This window comes from Nocardia sp. NPDC004711, from assembly GCF_053601595.1.
Genome location: NZ_JBSGCB010000003.1, coordinates 56,118 through 74,953 on the forward strand (window position 1 = coordinate 56,118; position 18,836 = coordinate 74,953).

The 18,836-nt window shown below is 69.5% G+C and carries 16 protein-coding genes; 10 read left to right on the forward strand and 6 right to left on the reverse strand.

Annotated features, from left to right (window positions below; all coding sequences use genetic code 11):
• Positions 1–55 precede the first annotated feature (55 nt).
• From ndk to ACWEKS_RS03345, 7 genes are all read left to right on the forward strand, one after another.
• Complete coding sequence (gene ndk, locus ACWEKS_RS03315; RefSeq protein WP_354834836.1) at positions 56–472, forward strand: nucleoside-diphosphate kinase; 417 nt, start codon at positions 56–58, stop codon at positions 470–472.
• Between the two features lie 548 nt (positions 473–1,020).
• Entirely contained in the window at positions 1,021–4,209 is a 3,189-nt protein-coding gene (locus ACWEKS_RS03320; protein ID WP_452338572.1) for a translation initiation factor IF-2 N-terminal domain-containing protein, read from the forward strand.
• A gap of 339 nt (positions 4,210–4,548) precedes the next feature.
• Positions 4,549–4,860, forward strand: a complete 312-nt coding sequence (gene rplU, locus ACWEKS_RS03325; RefSeq protein WP_030512746.1) for a 50S ribosomal protein L21 — start codon at positions 4,549–4,551, stop codon at positions 4,858–4,860.
• A gap of 40 nt (positions 4,861–4,900) precedes the next feature.
• On the forward strand, positions 4,901–5,167 hold the full coding sequence (gene rpmA / locus ACWEKS_RS03330) for a 50S ribosomal protein L27 (RefSeq protein ID WP_067828966.1): 267 nt from the start codon (positions 4,901–4,903) through the stop codon (positions 5,165–5,167).
• A 211-nt stretch (positions 5,168–5,378) separates the two neighbouring features.
• The gene (gene obgE / locus ACWEKS_RS03335; RefSeq protein WP_452338573.1) at positions 5,379–6,833 is read left to right on the forward strand and encodes a GTPase ObgE; all 1,455 of its coding nucleotides are present in this window, start codon (positions 5,379–5,381) and stop codon (positions 6,831–6,833) included.
• A 202-nt stretch (positions 6,834–7,035) separates the two neighbouring features.
• Positions 7,036–8,118 (forward strand): glutamate 5-kinase, encoded by a 1,083-nt coding sequence (gene proB, locus ACWEKS_RS03340; protein ID WP_452338770.1) that lies wholly within the window; start codon positions 7,036–7,038, stop codon positions 8,116–8,118.
• A 322-nt stretch (positions 8,119–8,440) separates the two neighbouring features.
• A complete protein-coding gene (locus tag ACWEKS_RS03345; protein ID WP_452338574.1) occupies positions 8,441–8,944 on the forward strand; it encodes a DUF4254 domain-containing protein in 504 nt (167 codons plus the stop codon).
• A 110-nt stretch (positions 8,945–9,054) separates the two neighbouring features.
• On the opposite strand, the gene ACWEKS_RS03350 is transcribed toward ACWEKS_RS03345, so the two are convergent.
• Both ACWEKS_RS03350 and ACWEKS_RS03355 read right to left on the reverse strand, forming a co-directional pair.
• Positions 9,055–10,155 carry a methyltransferase gene (locus ACWEKS_RS03350; protein WP_452338575.1) on the reverse strand — a complete coding sequence of 367 codons (1,101 nt, stop codon included), beginning with the start codon at positions 10,153–10,155 and terminating at the stop codon, positions 9,055–9,057.
• Between the two features lie 114 nt (positions 10,156–10,269).
• Entirely contained in the window at positions 10,270–11,112 is an 843-nt protein-coding gene (locus ACWEKS_RS03355) for an SDR family oxidoreductase (RefSeq protein WP_452338576.1), read from the reverse strand.
• 111 nt (positions 11,113–11,223) lie between these two features.
• Between ACWEKS_RS03355 and ACWEKS_RS03360 the strand changes: the two genes are divergently transcribed.
• On the forward strand, positions 11,224–11,730 hold the full coding sequence (locus ACWEKS_RS03360) for a MarR family winged helix-turn-helix transcriptional regulator (protein WP_452338577.1): 507 nt from the start codon (positions 11,224–11,226) through the stop codon (positions 11,728–11,730).
• Between the two features lie 13 nt (positions 11,731–11,743).
• Here the strand turns inward: ACWEKS_RS03360 and ACWEKS_RS03365 are convergent, their stop codons facing one another.
• Positions 11,744–13,966 carry a RecQ family ATP-dependent DNA helicase gene (locus ACWEKS_RS03365; protein ID WP_452338771.1) on the reverse strand — a complete coding sequence of 741 codons (2,223 nt, stop codon included), beginning with the start codon at positions 13,964–13,966 and terminating at the stop codon, positions 11,744–11,746.
• Positions 13,967–14,550: 584 nt separating this feature from the next.
• Here ACWEKS_RS03365 and ACWEKS_RS03370 point away from each other — a divergent pair.
• Positions 14,551–14,949, forward strand: coding sequence for a hypothetical protein (locus ACWEKS_RS03370; protein ID WP_452338578.1), 399 nt, complete (start codon positions 14,551–14,553; stop codon positions 14,947–14,949).
• 6 nt (positions 14,950–14,955) lie between these two features.
• Here the strand turns inward: ACWEKS_RS03370 and ACWEKS_RS03375 are convergent, their stop codons facing one another.
• The 3 genes from ACWEKS_RS03375 to ACWEKS_RS03385 all read right to left on the reverse strand — a co-directional run bounded on the left by ACWEKS_RS03375 (position 14,956) and on the right by ACWEKS_RS03385 (position 18,281).
• Positions 14,956–16,179, reverse strand: a complete 1,224-nt coding sequence (locus ACWEKS_RS03375) for an RtcB family protein (protein WP_452338579.1) — start codon at positions 16,177–16,179, stop codon at positions 14,956–14,958.
• Between the two features lie 75 nt (positions 16,180–16,254).
• Entirely contained in the window at positions 16,255–17,478 is a 1,224-nt protein-coding gene (locus ACWEKS_RS03380; RefSeq protein ID WP_452338580.1) for a glutamate ABC transporter substrate-binding protein, read from the reverse strand.
• A gap of 245 nt (positions 17,479–17,723) precedes the next feature.
• Positions 17,724–18,281, reverse strand: a complete 558-nt coding sequence (locus tag ACWEKS_RS03385) for a TetR/AcrR family transcriptional regulator (RefSeq protein WP_452338581.1) — start codon at positions 18,279–18,281, stop codon at positions 17,724–17,726.
• Between the two features lie 84 nt (positions 18,282–18,365).
• On the opposite strand from ACWEKS_RS03385, the gene ACWEKS_RS03390 reads away from it, so the two are divergent.
• Complete coding sequence (locus ACWEKS_RS03390) at positions 18,366–18,791, forward strand: nuclear transport factor 2 family protein (protein WP_452338582.1); 426 nt, start codon at positions 18,366–18,368, stop codon at positions 18,789–18,791.
• Positions 18,792–18,836 lie beyond the last annotated feature (45 nt).

Sequence of the window (18,836 nt, forward strand, 5' to 3'; positions counted from 1 at the left end):
CGGCGACGGCTCCCGGCCGTGCGCTGGCGTTTCGGGGAGGCGGTACTGTGTCGGCGTGACTGAGCAGACGTTGGTACTCATCAAGCCCGACGGCGTGGCCCGCGGCCTCGTCGGGGAGATCATCACCCGGATCGAGCGCAAGGGTCTGAAGATCGCGGCGCTGAAGCTCGTGAACGTCTCGCCCGAGCTGGCCGCCGTGCACTACGCCGAGCATGCCGAGCGCCCGTTCTTCGGATCGCTCATCGAATTCATCACCTCCGGCCCGGTGGTCGCGGCCGTGCTCGAGGGCCCGCGCGCCATCACCGCGTTCCGTCAGATCGCGGGCGGCACCGACCCGGTCGAGAAGGCCGTCCCCGGCAGCATCCGCGGCGACTACGCCCTCGAGACCCAGTACAACCTCGTGCACGGCTCCGACTCGCCCGAGTCCGCCAAGCGCGAGATCTCGCTCTGGTTCCCGGAATTCGCGCTCTGAACCCGTGCGGGGCACCGCTCCCCGCACACACTCGATAGGTCCGGGGGAGACCCCGAAGGCAGAGGCAGCCGCCCGCCCCTGCGCCCCGGAAGGCAGGCGCGGGCGGGCGGCCCTCCGCCACACCGGTCGGAGGCGGCGCGGTCCGCGTCAGACTCGCGAGGCCCGCTCCGGGCCGCGCGGGCACGACGCTCCGGCGTGGTGTGGGATACTGGCTCTGGAAGTGACCGACGCCGGCCGTTTGCGGCCGGGGGCGTTCACCTTCGATTGACACCGCGGAGCGACGGACGATCATCGCTGCCGCCGACGGCTTCCAAGACTCGGCCGCCGGGCAGGCACGCTGGATGAACGCTCGTGAAACGGCGTTGAGCCAAACCAACCAGGCGCCACGTGACCTGTTAGCCCGAACGACGAGATACCGGTGATAACGGGGCACGCGGCGCGAAGACTTACGATCTCGCGCCCCCGGGCGTGAGGCCAACAAGACAGCGCCCCCGCGTCGGCCGCGTCACTCCTCGGAGGAACGCGCCCGGGGGCCCCGAGGAGATTTCGTGGCCGATCAAGAGCCGCTGGAAGCATCGCAGAGCAACGGTGAAGGGGAGGGCGCTCAGATCACCCCGGCTGCCGAACAATTGCCGGAACGGATCCGAGTGCACGCACTGGCGAAGCTGCTGGGCACTACCAGCAAACGTATTCTGGCCCACCTGACCGAGATGGGCGCGCAGGCGCGAAGCCCGCAATCGAGTCTGGACCGCACCGTCGCCGAAACCGTCCGTGACGCCTTCGGCCCGCGTGACGTCGAGCTCGTCGAACCTGCCCCGGCCGGGCCCGAGCCGATCGCCGAGACCACTGTCGACGCGGCCATCGCCGCCGGCGACGACCGGGCGGCCGACGAGATCGCCGCCGAGGAGGTGGAGGCCGTCGAGGACATCGCGGGCGCCGCGCCCGCGGTCAAGCAGACCACCCTGTTCGCGAGCCCGTTCCAGACCGAGCCGCAGCTCGAGGAGCCGGTCCAGTATCAGCCGTCCGCCGTGGTGGCCGCGCCGCTGTTCCAGGCGCCGGATGCCGCGGCCGCCGAGGACGCCCGCCGCCAGCGCCGCGCCGAGCGCGGCGGTCGCAAGGCCCGGGCCGAGGAACCGGTCGCCGAGGAGCAGGAGCTCGAGGCCAAGGCCGTCACCGAGGAAGCCGCGTCCGAGGACACCGAGGACGAGGGCGAGTGGGACGGCGACCAGGACCGCGACCAGCGCGGTGAAGGCACCTCGCGGCGTCGCCGCCGGGGTCGCCGGGGTCGCGGCCGCGGTCGTGGCGAACAGCACGGCGACAACGACACCGATGAGGCCGAGGGCGACGAGCAGCTCGAGGGCGAGGCCGACGAGTCGGCCGAATCCGCCGACGTCGACGAGGACGAGGACGAGGGCGCGGCCGTGCCCGAGGGCTCGAGCAGCCGTCGCCGCCGTCGCCGTCGCCGCCGCAAGGGCGGGGACGACAACGAGCCCGAGGCCGCCGACGACGATCCGCCGAACACCGTCGTGCACGAGCGCGAGCCGCGCAGCAAGCGCCGCGCCGCGCAGGTGGACGAGGTGCAGGGGATCAGCGGCTCGACCCGCCTGGAGGCCAAGCGCCAGCGCCGCCGGGACGGTCGCGAGGCCGGCCGCCGGCGTCCGCCCATCCTGACCGAGTCGGAGTTCCTGGCCCGCCGCGAAGCGGTGGACCGGGTGATGGTGGTGCGCGAGAAGCACTTCTCCGAGCACCCCACCTCCACCACCCAGGTCGCGGTGCTCGAGGACAACATCCTGGTCGAGCACTTCGTGACCTCCACCGGGTCGGCGTCGATGGTCGGCAATGTGTACCTCGGCAAGGTGCAGAACGTGCTGCCGTCGATGGAGGCGGCGTTCGTCGACATCGGCCGCGGCCGCAACGGCGTGCTGTACGCGGGTGAGGTGAACTGGGAGGCCGCCGGTCTGGGCGGCAAGGAGCGCAAGATCGAGCAGGCGCTCAAGCCCGGTGACACCGTGCTGGTGCAGGTCTCGAAGGATCCGGTGGGCCACAAGGGCGCCCGCCTGACCACGCAGATCAGCCTGGCCGGTCGCTTCCTGGTGTACGTGCCGGGCGGCACCTCGACCGGTATCTCCCGCAAGCTGCCCGACACCGAGCGCAAGCGGCTCAAGGAGATCCTGCGCGACATCGTGCCGCAGGACGCGGGCGTCATCATCCGCACCGCGTCGGAGGGTGTCTCCGAGGCCGAGCTGGCCCGCGATGTGGAACGGCTACAGGCGACCTGGCGCACCATCGAGGAGCAGTCCAAGAACGGCTCGGGCGCGCCGAAGACCCTGTACGAAGAGCCGGACCTGCTGGTCAAGGTGGTCCGCGACCTGTTCAACGAGGACTTCTCCAAGCTGGTCATCGAGGGCGAGCGTGCCTGGACCACGGTGGAGAACTACGTCCGCACGGTCGCCCCGGACATGCTGGCCCGGGTCGAGCGGCACGAGAACAACGGCGTCGACGTGTTCGGTTCCCTGCGCATCGACGAGCAGCTGGCCAAGGCGCTCGACCGCAAGGTGTGGCTGCCCTCCGGCGGCACCCTGGTGATCGACCGCACCGAGGCCATGACCGTCATCGACGTCAACACCGGCAAGTTCACCGGGTCGGGCGGGTCGAATCTCGAAGAGACCGTGACCCGCAACAACCTGGAGGCGGCCGAGGAGATCGTGCGCCAGATGCGGCTGCGCGATATCGGCGGCATGATCGTCGTCGACTTCATCGACATGGTCCTGGAGTCGAACCGGGATCTGGTGCTGCGCCGCCTCACCGAGGCGCTGGGCCGGGACCGCACCCGTCACCAGGTCTCCGAGGTCACCTCGCTGGGCCTGGTCCAGATGACCCGCAAGAAGCTGGGCACCGGCCTGGTCGAGGCATTCTCCACCACCTGCGAGACCTGCCACGGCCGCGGCATCCTGGTGCACAACTACCCCGTCGAGTCGTCGGCTCCGGCCGGGGACGGCGGCGAGGGTGTGAGCCGTCGTGAGGGTTCGCGCCGCCGCCGCAAGGACCGCAGCGCGGCCGCCGCCGAGGCCCCCGCCGTCGAGCCGGTGGTCGAGGAGAAGGCCGAGAAGCACGAGGTCAAGGCCGAGCAGGCCGCGGCCAAGCGCGCCCACCCGGTGGCCATGGCCATGGCCGCGCACGCCGCCGACGAGGCCGTGCACGCGGCGGACGAGGACGCCATCGCGGCCGCCGATGCCGCGAATGCGCTGCTGGCCGAGGGTGAATCGGCGAGCGTGGCCGATGTCACGGCCGCCGAGTCCGTGATCGTTCGCGAGGCCGAGAACGCCGCCGCCGAGGCCGCCCTGGCCGAACGCGCGGTATCCGAGATCGAGACCGCCACCGAGGAGGCGGCGGTCGAGACCGCACCGGCCACCAACGGCACCGCGCCGGCTGTGGACACCGTCGTGGTCGAGTCCGAGCCCGTGGCAACGGAATCGCCGATCGCGGAGGCCCACGCCGCCGTGGCCGCCGCGGAAGCGCAGCCCGGTCGTCGTCCCACCCGTCGCCGGGTGGCGCGCACGGCCTCGGCCCCGGCCGCCGACAGCCAGGGCGCGGTGTTCGTGCTCTCCAACGCGGATCAGTCCGACAAGCCGGGCTTCAACCTGGACGATCTGGCTCCGGCCGTGGTGCCGCCGCGGGCTCGCCCGCGTCGCCGGGCCGCGGGCCGTCCCGCCGGTGCGCCGGAGGGCGAGAACTAGCCGGCTCCCGTCAACAGGCCGTGGCCCCGCCCGAATTCCGGCGGGGCCACGGCCTTTTCGGTCGGTGACGAACACCATCTGTGGTGGGCGGCGGCCCGGTTTGGAGGGGGTCGGCCGTGTCCTGTAGTCTTGGTCAGTCGCTGCCCCCTGCGACGGCACTCTGTTGTGACTAGTGCTGTGAGTGGGCCCGGTTCGGTTCGGTAGAACCAAAGGCCCGAGGCGGCGGTGAAAACCACCAGACCAGTCTGCGGCGGTTTCCGGTGCGAACCGGGCGACCGGCCGTGTGAGCAGAGTGCCGAGCACTTCGCGCACTTGAAGAGAAAGAAGGGCAGCCGACCGATGGCAACGTACGCGATCGTCAAGACCGGCGGAAAGCAGTACAAGGTCGCGGTCGGTGACCTGGTGAAGGTCGAGAAGATCGAGGGTGAGCCGGGCACCGCGGTGTCGCTGTCGCCGGTGCTGGTCGTTGACGGCGCCGAGCTGACCACCGATGCTGACAAGCTGGCGAAGGTTTCCGTGTCCGCCGAGGTCGTCGAACAGACCAAGGGCCCGAAGATCCGCATCCACAAGTTCAAGAACAAGACCGGCTACCACAAGCGTCAGGGCCACCGTCAGAAGCTGACGGTCCTGAAGGTCACCGGCATCAAGTAATCCGACTTGGGGTTCGCACCCCGGCACGAGGAGTTCTGAAATGGCACATAAGAAGGGTGCATCCAGCTCGCGCAACGGTCGCGATTCGAATGCCCAGCGGCTCGGTGTGAAGCGCTTCGGCGGTCAGGCCGTCAAGGCCGGCGAGATCCTGGTTCGCCAGCGCGGCACGCACTTCCACCCCGGCGTCAACGTCGGCCGTGGCGGCGACGACACGCTGTTCGCCCTCGAGGCGGGCGCGGTGCAGTTCGGCACCAAGCGTGGTCGCAAGACCGTCAACATCGTGGTTCCGGAGCCGGTGAACGCCTGACCGGCGCACCGGAGTTCGCTCCACAAGCTTCCGAGCGGGTCAGGGTTCGAAGTAACCCTGGCCCGCTTTGCTGTTTGCGGGTTCTGTGAACCAGCACAGCAGGGTCCGCCCGGCCCGGTGGGGCCGGGCGGACCGAGCAATGAGGTATTGAAATGCCGCTACTCCGAGCGGCATTGCTGACGACTAGTCCTGAAGGAGGATGATCACCGATATGTCCAAATTCATCGACCGTGTCGTTTTGCACGTGCGCGCGGGCAAGGGTGGGCACGGGTGTGCCTCGGTGCGGCGTGAGAAGTTCATGCCCCTGGGTGGCCCGGATGGCGGCAATGGCGGCAATGGCGGGGATGTGATCCTCGAGGTCGACCCCAATGTGCACACCCTGCTGGACTTCCACTTCCATCCGCATGCCAAGGGCGGCAATGGCAAGCCCGGTGAGGGCAGCAACCGCAATGGCAAGCAGGGCGAGGGGCTGCTGCTGAAGGTGCCGGACGGCACCGTGGTGATGAGTACCGATGGCGAGGTGCTGGCGGACCTGATCGGCGTGGGCGCGCAGTATGTGGCGGCCCAGGGCGGTCGCGGCGGGCTGGGCAATGCGGCGTTGGTGTCCAAGGCGCGCAAGGCGCCCGGTTTCGCGCTGCTCGGCGAGGACGGCCAGGAGCGCGAGCTGGTGCTCGAGCTGAAGTCGGTGGCGGATGTGGGCCTGGTGGGCTTCCCGTCGGCCGGCAAGTCGTCGCTGGTGTCGGTGCTGTCGGCGGCCAAGCCGAAGATCGCGGATTACCCGTTCACCACGCTGGTGCCGAATCTCGGTGTGGTGCTGTCGGGTGACACCACTTTCACCGTGGCCGATGTGCCCGGTCTGATCCCGGGTGCGAGCGAGGGCCGCGGCCTGGGCCTGGATTTCCTGCGGCATCTGGAGCGCTGCGCGGTGCTGGCCCACGTGGTGGACTGCGCGACGCTGGAGCCGGGCCGTGACCCGGTGTCGGATGTGGACGCGCTGGAGGCCGAGCTGGCCGCGTACCAGCCCGCGCTGGTGGGCGACGCCGGTCTGGGTGATCTGGCGGATCGCCCGCGCGTGGTCATCCTGAACAAGGCCGATATCCCGGATGCCGACGAGCTGGCCGAGTTCGTGCTGCCGGAGTTCGAGAAGCGCGGCTGGCCGGTCTACAAGATCTCGGCGGTGAGCCGGGAAGGCTTGCGGCCGTTGACTTTCGCGCTCGCGGAGATGGTCGCCGAGTACCGGGCGGCGCATCCGAAGGCGGAGCCGAAGCGGCAGATCATCCGACCGGTCGCCAAGGGCGACAGCGGTTTCCGGGTCATTCAGGATCCCGAGGTCGAGGGCGGCTTCATCGTCATCGGCGAGCGGCCCGAGCGGTGGGTGCACCAGACCCAGTTCGACAATGACGAGGCCGTGGGCTACCTGGCCGACCGGCTGGCCCGCCTCGGTGTCGAGGACGAGCTGGTCAAGCTCGGTGCGGAGCCGGGTGCGTCGGTCACCATCGCGGATTACTGCTTCGATTGGGAGCCTTCGATTTCCGCCGGTGTGGAGACTCTGATGACCCGCCGCGGCGTGGACCCGCGCCTGGATCAGACCGAACGCATCGGCGCCGCCGAACGCAAGCACGCCTCGCGCGTGCGCCGCGGTCTGGTGACCGAGGACGACGAGTAATACAGTGCCGCAGGGCCGTTCGCGACGGAGCGGGCGGCCGACGCGGGTGGGCAACGGATTCGGGTGCGACGGCGCTGCGGCGCCGCGGGCGAATTGAGGTGTGGTGCAAGTGGGTTCGAGCGGCACTCAGGTGACGGGACAGGGCGCTGGACTCGGAGAGCTCAGTGCTGGATCCGGCGAGTTCAGTGCGGCGCGGCAGGCGATCGCGTCGGCGCGCAGTGTCGTGGTGAAGATCGGCTCGTCGGCGCTGACCTCCCTGGAGGGCGGCCTCGACACCGGCCGGCTGGATCGGCTGGCCGATGCGGTCGAGGCCCGCATGCGCGCGGGATCGGATCTGGTGGTGGTGTCCTCGGGCGCCATCGGCGCGGGCATGGCCCCGCTCGGATTGTCCAAGCGCCCAAGGGATCTCGCCACCAAGCAGGCCGCCGCGAGTGTCGGGCAGCTGGCGCTGGCACACGCCTGGGGCACCTCCTTCGCCCGCTACGATCGCGTCGTCGGCCAGGTGCTGTTGAGCGCGGGCGACTTCGGCCGCCGGGAGCCGCATCGCAATGCCCAGCGCACCCTCGACCGCCTGCGCTCACTGCACGCCATTGCGGTGGTGAACGAGAACGACACTGTCGCAACGGAAGAGATCCGGTTCGGCGACAATGACCGGCTGGCGGCGCTGGTGGCCCACCTGGTCGGCGCGGATGCCCTGATCCTGCTGTCGGATGTCGACGGCCTCTACGACGGCGATCCGCGCAAGGGTGCGGCGAACTTCATTCCCGAGGTGCGCAGCAGCGCCGATCTGGACGGCGTCATCGCCGGATCCGGTGGCGCGCTGGGTACCGGCGGCATGGCCTCGAAGCTGTCGGCGGCCCGCCTGGCCGCGGATGCCGGCGTGCCGGTGCTGCTGGCCGCGGCTTCGGATGCGGCGGCGGCGGCGCTTTCGGGCGCGACCGTGGGCACCGCCTTCGCCGCGCGTCCGGTGCGGCTCTCGGCTCGCAAGTTCTGGGTCCGGCACGCTGCCGATGCCCGGGGCGCGGTGCATCTGGACGCGGGCGCGGTCGCGGCCGTGTCGGAGCGCCGCCACTCGCTGCTGGCGGCGGGCATCACCGAGGTGGCGGGTCACTTCTATGCCGGTGACGTCATCGATCTGATCGCGCCCGACGGCCGGCTCGTCGCCCGCGGCGTAGCCGCCTATGACAGCGACGAATTGGAGACCATGAAGGGCCGTTCCACCACCGCCCTCCCCGACAGCATGCAGCGCCCGGTCGTGCATGCCGACGATCTGGTGAAGGTCTAGCCCTGGTGAAGGTCCGGTTTCGCCCGCGGCTCACGGAGGCGAAGCGCCGGTTACGAGCGAATTGCATTGGGGGAGAGGCGAAGTAACGCCGCGAACCGGTCGGTTGGTCGCTCGGGCGAGGGGCAGGGGGAGGGCGGGGGAAGGGCAGTGGGCGGGACGGCCCGGAGGTTCATGCTTGAGGAGCACCCGGTGCCGCATCGAGATGTGCCCTTCGCCGATAGCGGTCGCCTGGATCCGGCGCGGTCCGCCCTTGCCGCGCCGGGCTCGCGGTCCGGTGATCGCCCGCGGCTCCGGGTGCGCCGCACCGCCCGTGGAGGTAGGTATGTACGTACCGCAACCTGATAGCACACAGCTGTGGCGGGCGAGCGGACGTGACACGAGTTTCGAGGAGAGGTTCGCCGAACGCCCACTACTGCCCGATTGGCATGAACTGCTGGCCGCCTTCTGCGGCCACATCGGTGATCAGCCCGAGGACCACGCGGTCACCCGCTGGGCCCGGGCGCTGGCCGAACTGCACCTGCAGCGGCGGGAACAGTCCGGCGACGCGGGCGGGATCGACGAGCTACGCGCTCAACTGGTCTCGTTCATCGACGAGTGGGTGACGAGCCGGGCGCTGCCGAGGGGTGCAGCGCGGGCCGAATCCCTCGGGGCCGTGGTGGATGCGATGGCGGCCGCCCATGTGCGCGCCGTGCATCTGCTCCGGACGGCCGAGAACGTAACGGACGAACAAGTACACGCCGCCTGGTTCCTGCTGGCGCAGATGGCGGACGGCTGGACCGATCGGGCCGCAGGGGTTGTCGGCCCGAGAGTCCGCCGCTCCGCCTGAAGTGCCGGTGCGGCAACCGCATCCGGGTGGCGGGAGGCCCCCGCCGGGCGTGTGACCTTGTGCTGCACACGCCCCGCGGGCGCCTCACTCATCGGGGCGGTCAGGCCCGATCACCACGCCGGATGGGCCTCGATCACACAGTCGGGGGCGGCGGACGCGGTCACCCCGGTGAGCACGAATCCGCTGCGGGAGAGCAGGTTTCCGAATTCGGTCTGGGTGCGTTCCCGGCCGCCGCGGGTCTGGATCAGCATCTCCAGGTCGATGATCTTGCCCGGGTGGGGGCGGTGGTGTTGCGGCATGACCATTTCGATGATGAGCAGGCGCGCCTCGGATTCCATGGCGGCGCGGATGGTGCGCAGGATGCGTTCGGCATCCTCGTCCGACCAGTCGTGCAGGATGTGTTTGAGCAGGTAGGCGTCGGCGCCCTTGGGGACCGAGTCGAAGAAGCTGCCCGGCTCGAAGGTCAGACGGCCGGTCAGGCCCGGCATCCGGAGCTCTTCCTCGAGGCCTTCCCGCACGCGGGGCAGGTCGAAGACGGTGCCGCGCATGGCGGGGTGGCGTCGCAGGATATCGACGAGCAGGCTGCCGCGCCCGCCGCCGACATCCACGATCGAGCCGAATCGGCCGAAGTCGAAGGCGGCCTGCAACGGCTCGTTGGACAGACCGCTGACGCTGGTCATGGCGCGGTCGAAGATCTCCCCGGCCTCGGGGTGTTTGTCGGCGAACTCGAAGAACTCCATGCCTTCCAGCTCGGGCCAGAGTGATCCGCCGGACCGGACCGAGCCGCTGAGGTGCGTCCAGTGCTTGCGATGCAGATCGGCCCCGAAGAACAGGAGCAGATCCCGCAGCGTGACCGGCGCATCCGAGCGCAGCGCCTGCGACATGCCGGTCAGCTCGTACGCGCCGTCCCGGCGCTGGGCGAACACGCCCGCACTGATCAGCAGGCGCATGAGCCGCCGCAGCGCGTCCTCGTTCGCGCCGACCGCCGCTGCGAGGTCGGCCGGCTGCCTGGGGCCCTCGGCGAGCGCGTCCGCGATGCCCAGCTCGGCCGCCGCGCAGGTGGCCTGACTGAGATATCCGGCCGTGGCCAGTTCCAGCAGCGCGATGTGCCCGGGAACCATCCGCCGATGCAGGGCGTACATGCCGTCTCGGAGCCAGGTGATGGCGCGCAGGAACGGCAACGGTGGAGCTTTGAGTGGTGCGGACGCCATGATGAACTCCCCGGGATCGTTCGGCGACTGCGGGATTTGCCTGAGCCTACGCGCTGCGTCCCTGGTGGGCAGTGGTTTCCGTGACGGCGGGCAATCAGCCCGGCGTGGCGCGGGTCAGGCGGCGGTGAAGGCGGCGGCGTGCTCGCGGGCCCACTGCGCGAAGGTGCGGCCCGGGATGCCCAGCAGGGTGTCGGTGGTGTCGGCCGGGGTTTCGGGCTGCTCGGTGGTGAGCGCCCAAATGGTCAGCAGGGCGTCCACGATGTACGGCGGCATGGTTTGTGACAGCTGTGCCTGTGCCTGCTCCGGGGTGATGGTGACGATCGGGATCTCCCGGCCGATGGCCTCCGACAGCGCGGCGATCTGCGCGCGGAAGCTGATCGCCTCGGGGCCGGTGAGACTGACTGTGCGGCCGCGCAATTCGGGGCCGGTGAGGGCGGCGACCGCGATATCGGCGATATCCAGTGGGTGGATCATGGCCAGGGCGGCGTCCGGGTAGGCGTGCTCGATGGGCTGTCCCGCCGAGACGGCCGGGATCCAGCCGAAGGCATTGCTGTCGAATCCGCCCGGTCGCAGCGTGGTGGTGGCGAGAGTCGAAGCGGCGAGCGCCTTTTCGACCGCCAGGTGGCTGGCGCCGATGGGATTGGAAGCGGCGTCGGGGGAGTCGACCGCGGAGGACGACAGCAGTACGACGTGCTCGACTCCGGCCTGCTCGGCGGCCCGCACGAAGGTGGTCGCGGTGCCGGGGTCGGCGTAGAGGAAGACCTGGCGCACGTTTTCCAGTGCGGCGGTGAGGCTTTCGGGATCGTCGCCGCGCAGTGCGACGGCCTCGATTCCGGCGGGGAGGTCGAGGGCGGACGGGTCCTTGCTGGCCGCGCGGACGGGCAGCCCCCGGGCGTGCAGGGTGGTGAGGACGGCGCGGCCGATCTGGCCGCGGGCGCCGGTGACGAGGATGGTCATGGCGTACTCCGATCGAGTGAGAATCCATGCAGATGGACAAATGCATGCTGTCATGCACACATTTGTTAGTCAACACATATGTTCCTGAATGCATGCAGATACGATGTGCCCATGACCCAGGACGACCGCACCCCCGACGAGCTGCTCGATGCCATCGGACCGGCATTCGGCAAGCTCCGCCGCGGTGTCCTCCAGGAGGTCGAAGACCCCATCAGCACCAAGGATTCGACCCGCGCCCTGCTGCTGGGCATGGTGCTCGGCTGCCCTCAGGGCACCGGCCGAGAACCCCATGATCCCGGGCAGGAGATGACGGTCGGCGGTATCGCCGCGGGTATGTGCGTCGATCCCTCGGTGGCCAGCCGCATGGTCGCCGACAGCATCAAGGCCGGCTACCTGCGGCGGGTCCCGTCCCAGCTGGACGGCCGGCGCGCGGTCCTCGAGCTGAGCGAGCAGGGCCTCGAGTTCATGCGCACCTTCCGTCGCCGGCAGCGTGCCACGTACGAATACATCACTGCCGAATGGCCCGAACAGGACCGCCTCGAGTTCGCCCGCTTGATGCTCCGCTACGTCGACGCCATCGACGACCTCAAGAACCGCCGCCCGCCCGCCGACGCCTGAGCCCGCGGGGTGGTCAGGATGGGGTGGCCAGCGCGAAGGGGAGGACGGCGGCGGCGCCCGCGGCGCGCAGCATGCGGGCGGCCATGGTGAAGGTCCAGCCGGTGTCGGTCAGGGTGTCGACCAGCAGGATACGCTCCGCCTCCCCGCGCTTGCCGTCGACCGCGGTGAGATCCGGTGTCTCCCAGGCATTGTGGAGGGCGGCCACCCGGTGGGCCGAGTTGGCGGCGGAGACCGGTGGCAGGTCGGGGCGCAGGTGGAGGACGCCGAGGTCTGTCAGGCGGCCGACCTCGGCGAGGCGGGCGGCCAGTGAGCGAGTCAGGATCGGGTGCGCGCCGGAGTCCAGAGCCATGACGGCGGTGGGGCGCTGGGCCCAATTCCATTCGCGCAGCACGGTGGTGCAGGCGCGGAAGACCTCGTCGGGGATCGGGGCGTCGGGGCCGTCGAGGAGTGGGCGCAGGCGCTGACCCCAGCCGAGGTTGCTGAGGCGGCCCAGGACGCGGCCGGTCTCGGGGCCGTCGGTGATCTTGCCGGACAACGGGATTCCGAGTTTGGCCAGGCCGGTGGGCCACTGCTTGCGGGGCGCGAGATCGATGCCGGGGCGGTCCAGGCGGGTGCGGATATCGGCCAGGTCGGCGGCGTCGACGGTGATGTCCAGGCGGGTGCCGGTGCAGTTGTCGCAGCGGCCGCAGCGGGCGTCCGCGGTGAGGCCGGGATCGTCGAGTTGCCTGCGCAGGAACGTCATCCGGCACTCGGTGGTGGACTCGTAGTCGATCATGGCCTGCTGCTCGGCCTCGCGCGCCACACTGAGCCGCTCGTAGCGCTCGGTGTCGTAGGCCCAGGGCTGACCGGTGCCCAGCCAGCCGCCGCGCACCCGGCGCACCGCGCCGTCCACGTCCAGCACCTTGAGCACCATCTCCAGACGGGAGCGGTTGAGCTCGACCAGCGGTTCGAGGGCGGCGGTGGACAGCGGCCGGTCGGTGTCGAGGGCGGCGAGCACCGAGCGCACGATGTGCTCGCGCGGGAAGGCCACCGACGCGAAGTAACTCCAGATCTGCCGGTCCTCGTGGCCGGGCAGCAGCACCACCTCCGCCCGCTCGGTGCCGCGGCCCGCACGGCCCACCTGCTGGTAGTAGGAGATGGGGGAGGAGGGCGCGCCGAGGTGCACGACGAAGCCGAGATCCGGCTTGTCGAAACCCATTCCGAGCGCGGAGGTGGCGATGAGCGCCTTCACCTCGTTGTTCAGCAGCGCGGCCTCGAGGGCTTCGCGTTCGGTGGGGTCGGTCTGCCCGGTATAGGCGGCGACGTCGTGTCCGTGTGAGTTGAGAACGTCGGCGAGATCGTGGGCCGCGGCCACCGTGAGCGTGTAGACGATGCCGGAGCCCGGCAGTTGGTGCAGCCGCCGGCTGAGCCAGGCCGTGCGCTGCACCGCATCGGGGATGCGCACCACCGACAGATGCAGGGACTCCCGGTCCAGACTGCCACGCAAAACCAAGGTGTCCGTGCCGATCTGGGTCGCCACATCGGTCACCACCCGGTCGTTGGCGGTGGCGGTGGTCGCCAGTACCGGCACCTCGGACCCGAGATCGGCGATGAGCGTGCGGATCCGCCGATAGTCCGGCCGGAAATCGTGACCCCAGTCGGACACGCAGTGCGCCTCGTCGATCACCACCAGCCCCGCGTCCGCGGCCAGCTTCGGCAGCACCGAATCGCGGAAGTCCGGGTTGTTCAAGCGCTCCGGACTCACCAGCAGCACGTCGACATCCCCGGCCGCCACCCGCGCGTGGATCTCGTCCCACTCGGTGACATTCCCCGAATTGATGGTCGCCGCAACGACTCCCGCGCGTTCGGCCGCCGCGACCTGGTTGCGCATCAGGGCCAGCAGCGGCGACACGATCACCGTCGGCCCCCTGCCCTGCGCCCGCAGCAGCTTCGCGGAGATGAAGTACACCGCCGACTTGCCCCACCCCGTGCGCTGCACCACCAGTGCCCGCCGCCGCTGCACTACGAGCGCCTCGATCGCGATCCACTGATCCTCGCGCAGCCGCGCCTGCGGCCCGGCCAGCTCCCGCAGCAGCGACTCGGCGTCCGCCCGCAGGCCGCCCGCGCGAACCGGCTCCGAGGCCGCCGAGCGGGCGTCGGCGGTATCGGGCGACGGCCGGGACGTGCCGGTCGCCGCCGAGGCCGAAGGGTCGGTGGCGGGCGAGGTGGCGGGGTCGGTCGAGGTCACGCGCTCCATCGTGCCCCACCGCACCGACACCACCTGCCCGCCGCCCGGATTTTCGGCCAACTTCGCACCCCTCGCCTGCCGCCCGCGCAGGCGACCTGCGCTGTAGCCGGGGCAGGCAGCCGATCAGCGCCCGGCGGCCAGATGGGCGTCGACCAGCGTGCCGACCAGCCGATCGAGAGGAAGCGAGGGGAAGCTGGGCCGGTCCTGACGCAGCGTGATGAGGCCGTGCATGCCGGCCCGGAGGCCTTGCGCCGTGGCTTCGGGATCCGGTGCGCCCGCGGTGGCCTCGGTCTCGATCAGGAGATACCTGGTCGGGAGCCCTGCCGCCGCAGCGGATCTCGACCCGGAGACAACCGTGCAAATGCTCCGAACCGGACAAACGTCTGCCCTGCACAACACCGGTGGAGACCGCCTTGGTTGCGGTGGGGTCAAGATCGCGCGGAATCCCGTGTGCGGACGGACAATAGGGTTCCGGGCACGAAGGGCGTCCGGGGGTGCGCAGGGAGACGCAGATGCCGGAGAAGTTTCCGTCGCCCGCGGGGTGGACTCCGCCGGGTACAGAGTTTCGCAGTAGTGGAGGTGCTTCGCGGACGGTGACCGGCGCGCTGGTGGGGTTGATCCTGACTCCGGTCGGCATCGTCCTCGCCGCCCGCGGCGCGGCCGGGACCAGGCAGTGGACGATCCTCGGGGACTTCGCCGACCGCGTCGGCTCCACCTTCGAGATCCTCATTGCCGCGGTGGTGTTCCTGCTGGTGGCGGCCCTGGCCGCCTATTCGCCGGCGGGCACCATCATCGCCGGGCTGGTGTGGGGGGTGCTGCCCGGGATCATTCATTTCATCTTCCCCGACGACACCTTCCGCCTGATCGGCGATCTGCCGGTGTCCGACGACATGCACATCGCGCTGTACCAGTGGCTGCAAACGGGATTCCCGCTCATCGTGGGCATCCTGCTGGTGGGTGCGGGTGCAGCGGCGACCTTCCGCCGCCGCTGACCCCGGTCAACCCTTCACACACAGCACCTGCCGCAGCGTGGCGACAATGTCGACCAGGTCGGACTGGGCCGCGATGACCTGGTCGATGTCCTTGTAGGCCGCGGGAATCTCGTCGATCACCCCGGCGTCCTTGCGGGACTCCACGCCCTCGGTCTGCGCGACCAGGTCGGCCACGGTGAACTGGCGCTTGGCCGCATTGCGGCTCATCCGCCGGCCCGCGCCGTGCGCCGCCGACTGGAACGAGGCCGGATTCCCCTTGCCGCGCACCACATATGAGCGCGTGCCCATCGACCCCGGAATCAGCGCCAGGTCGCCCGCGCCCGCGCGCACCGCGCCCTTGCGGGTGACCAGCATGGGCATCCCGTCGATGACCTCTTCCGCCACATAGTTGTGGTGGCAGGAGATGGGATCGTCGAATCGCACGTCCAGACCCTGGAATTCGTCGCGCACTGCCTTGCAGACCAGGGCGAGCATGACGGCGCGGTTGCGCGCCGCGTACTCCTGCGCCCAGGTCAGGTCATGGCGGTAGGCATCCATTTCCGGTGTCCCGGAAAGGAATACCGCCAGGTCGCGGTCCGGCAGATCCGCATTGTGCGGCAGTCTGCGGGCCACGGTCATGTGCCGCTCGGCGAGTTCCTTGCCGATATTGCGGCTTCCGGAATGCAGCAGGATCCACACACGCTGCTCGGTGTCGATGCACAGCTCCTGGAAGTGGTTGCCGCCGCCCAGCGTTCCCATCTGCTTGTGCGCCTTGGACTCGCGGGCCTGCACGGCCGGATCCAGTGAATCGAACGCCTTCCAGAAACGGTCCCACCCCGCGCGCAGGGTGGTGCCCGCCGCGCGCTGACCGAAAACCTCCGCGTTCAACCGGTTCACGTTCACCGGGTCGTGGTGGGCCGCGAATCCCACCGGCAGCACCGCCTCGATTCGTGATCGCAGCGAGTGCAGGTTGTCGGGCAGATCGGCCGCGGTCAGCGAGGTGAGCACGGCCTCCATTCCACAACCGATGTCCACCCCGACCGCCGCGGGCGCGACCGCGTCCTTCATGGCGATGACCGAGCCGACCGTCGCGCCCTTGCCCAGGTGCACGTCCGGCATCACCCGTACCCCGTATACCCACTTCAGTTGCGCGATATTTCGCAGCTGCTGCAGCGCGGCCGGCTCGACCTCGTGCTCGTGGGCCCACATGAGCGTCTGCGCCCGAGTACCGCGCAGCTCGACGGGAAACATGGGACTTTCCTTCCTCTCGACTGCCGTCCACGGTAGGTCCACCGCCCGTCCCGGTGCACCGTATTTATCCGGCGGTCAGGGTTCGACGAAATCCGCGGCGAGGCCGCACAGCTTCCAGGCGCCGTTGCGCCGGACCATGGTGCCGGTGTAATCGATGTCCTTGAAGTAGCTGCGGTATTTCTCGGGGACGTTTGTGAAGGTTTCGTGGAATGCGAAGGTGGCGGAGTTCGGGTCGTTTTGGGTGACTCCGGTGACGGTGTTCGTGTAACCGGCGTTCTTCACTTCCGCACCGAGTGATTTGTCGAATTGCGGGGTGTATTGGAAGACGATCTGGTCGATGGCGTCGGCTGTTTCGGGGCAGACCAGGGAGCGAAAGCCCTCCCAGTCGCGAGCATTGGAGGTGGCCGCGACGGCCGTGGCGGCATTCACCAATTCCGGATCGAGGGTGGTCGGATCGCCGGGAGTGACCGTTTTATCCGGCGCATTGAACACCACCGGCGCGGGCAGCGGCTGGTATCCGCTCGCGGTGAGATCGGCGTCCATGGCGCGCCGCCAGCTGCCGTCGTCGATCATCATGCGGATGACCGTGGTGATGCGGCTCTGCAATTCGAGATCGCCCTTGCGCACGCCGACCCCGTAGCGCTCGCGGGTGAAGCGATGCCCGACCACGCGCAGCACGCCCGGGTGTTCATGGGCGTATCCGGCCAGAATGACGTCGTCGGTGGTGACGGCGTCGATGGTGCCCGCGATCAGGTCGGCGACGCATTCCGCGTAGGTGTCGCGGGTGGCGAGCTTCACGTTCTGGGCGAAGCTGCGCCGGATCTTGTCCGCGGAGGTCGAGCCGTCGGCGGTGCAGACGGTGCGTCCGTTCAGGTCCTCGGGCTGGTCGATGGCGCGTTCGCTCTGCCGCACCAGCAGGTCCTGCCCGGCCAGCAGGTAGGGCCCGGCGAAGGAGACCAGTTGCTGGCGGGCGGCGGTGATGGAGTAGGAGGCGACGACGAAATCGACTGCGCCCGAGTTCAACAGGTCCTCGCGCTGATCGGTGCGGGCCTCGCGCCAGGTGATGTGGTCGGGGGTGACGCCGAGCTTGTCGGCGATGTAGACGGCGGTGTCGACATCGAAGCCGTAGGGTTTGCCGTCGGGTCCCTGGACCGATAGCCCGGGTTGATCGAATTTGATGCCGATGGTCAGCGTCCGCGGCGGCGCCGACCGCGGCGCGTCGTCGGGTTTCGGGATGTTACCGCAGGCTGCGAGTGCCAGTCCGGTCATAACCGCGACGGCGCGGATCGCACGCTTCATCGAATCCGATCTCCTGTCGTCAACTCGTGCGGATGAACGTCGAAGAACAGCCCCGGGCCGAGGTGCCGGAGAGGCAACCGGTCAGCACATGGTGCATCAAAGCATCCGAGTTGAGAAAACGTGCGGACATCGCCGAACTGGACGCGTGATTCGCCCGCGCCTCAGTCAATTCCGCAATATTTCAGCGATTATTGCCCCAGGTTTGCGAACTTCTGGACGGACTGGTCTCCGTTTGTTCCGGCCCGTCAGCGCGAGGTGCGCAATCCGTCGGTCATCACGGCGAAGGTGCGCTCGCGCAGTCCCGGGGTCGCGCCCGTGTCGTGTGCGGCGAGGAAGATGCCCTTGATGATGGTGAGCAGGTCGCCGACGCTGATGTCGGGCCGCACCGCGCCCGCCTGCTGGGCGCGGGAGAGCAGGGTCCCCAGTGCTGCTTCGAGGTCGCGCGAGACCGTGCGCGGGTATTCACCGCCGTTGGCGCGCAACGCGTCCGCGAGGTCGCGTTTGACGCCGCCCTGCAGGACCAGCTTTTCCAGGAATTCGAAGAACGCCGTCCCCGGATCGTTGGAGTTGGTCAGGTCGCGGGCGTGCGCGGTGATCTTCTCGACCTGATCCAGGATGGCGGCCTCGAAAAGCGCCTCCTTGGTGGGGAAGTGGCGGTACACCGTGCCCGCCCCGACGCCGGCCCGCCGGGCGATCTCGTCCAGCGGCACCGAAAGGCCTTCGGCGGCAAAGGCTTCCTGGGCGGCGGCCAGCACCCGCTCGCGATTGCGGCGCGCATCGGCGCGCAGGGGTCGATCCGTCACTCCGATAGCCTACCCACCCGTTGACAAACGGGGCGGACGCCCCGAATACTAACCGGGTCCAACGTTCCGTTTTTGGAGGCAGTCGTGTCCACTTCCGTCGAAACCCCTCGTGACCTTGTTGAACAGCTGTTTCAGAGCCTGCCCTCGCGCGATGCCGACCGGTTCGTCGCGCTCTTCGATCCGGATGCCGTATTCGAGATCCCGTTCCTGATTCCCGGTGAGCCCACCCGCATCGAGGGCCGGGAGGCGATCCGCGAGTACCTGGCCTCCCGCTGGTCGGGAATGCCGAGTCTGGAGCTGCACGGCATCCGTCCGGTCGTGCACGAGACCGGCGATCCGGAACTGCTCATCACCGAGGTCGATATCGACATCACCCGCCCGGGGCAGCCGCGCGCCTGGATTCGCAGCTCCGTCAATGTGATTCGCGTGCGGAACGGCCTGGTCACGCTCTTTCGTGACTACATGGACACCGGTCGGATCCTGACCATGCGGCAGGCGCTGCAGGGTTGAGCGTGTGGCGCCGATCACCCACCAGATCGTCGACGAATGGTTAGT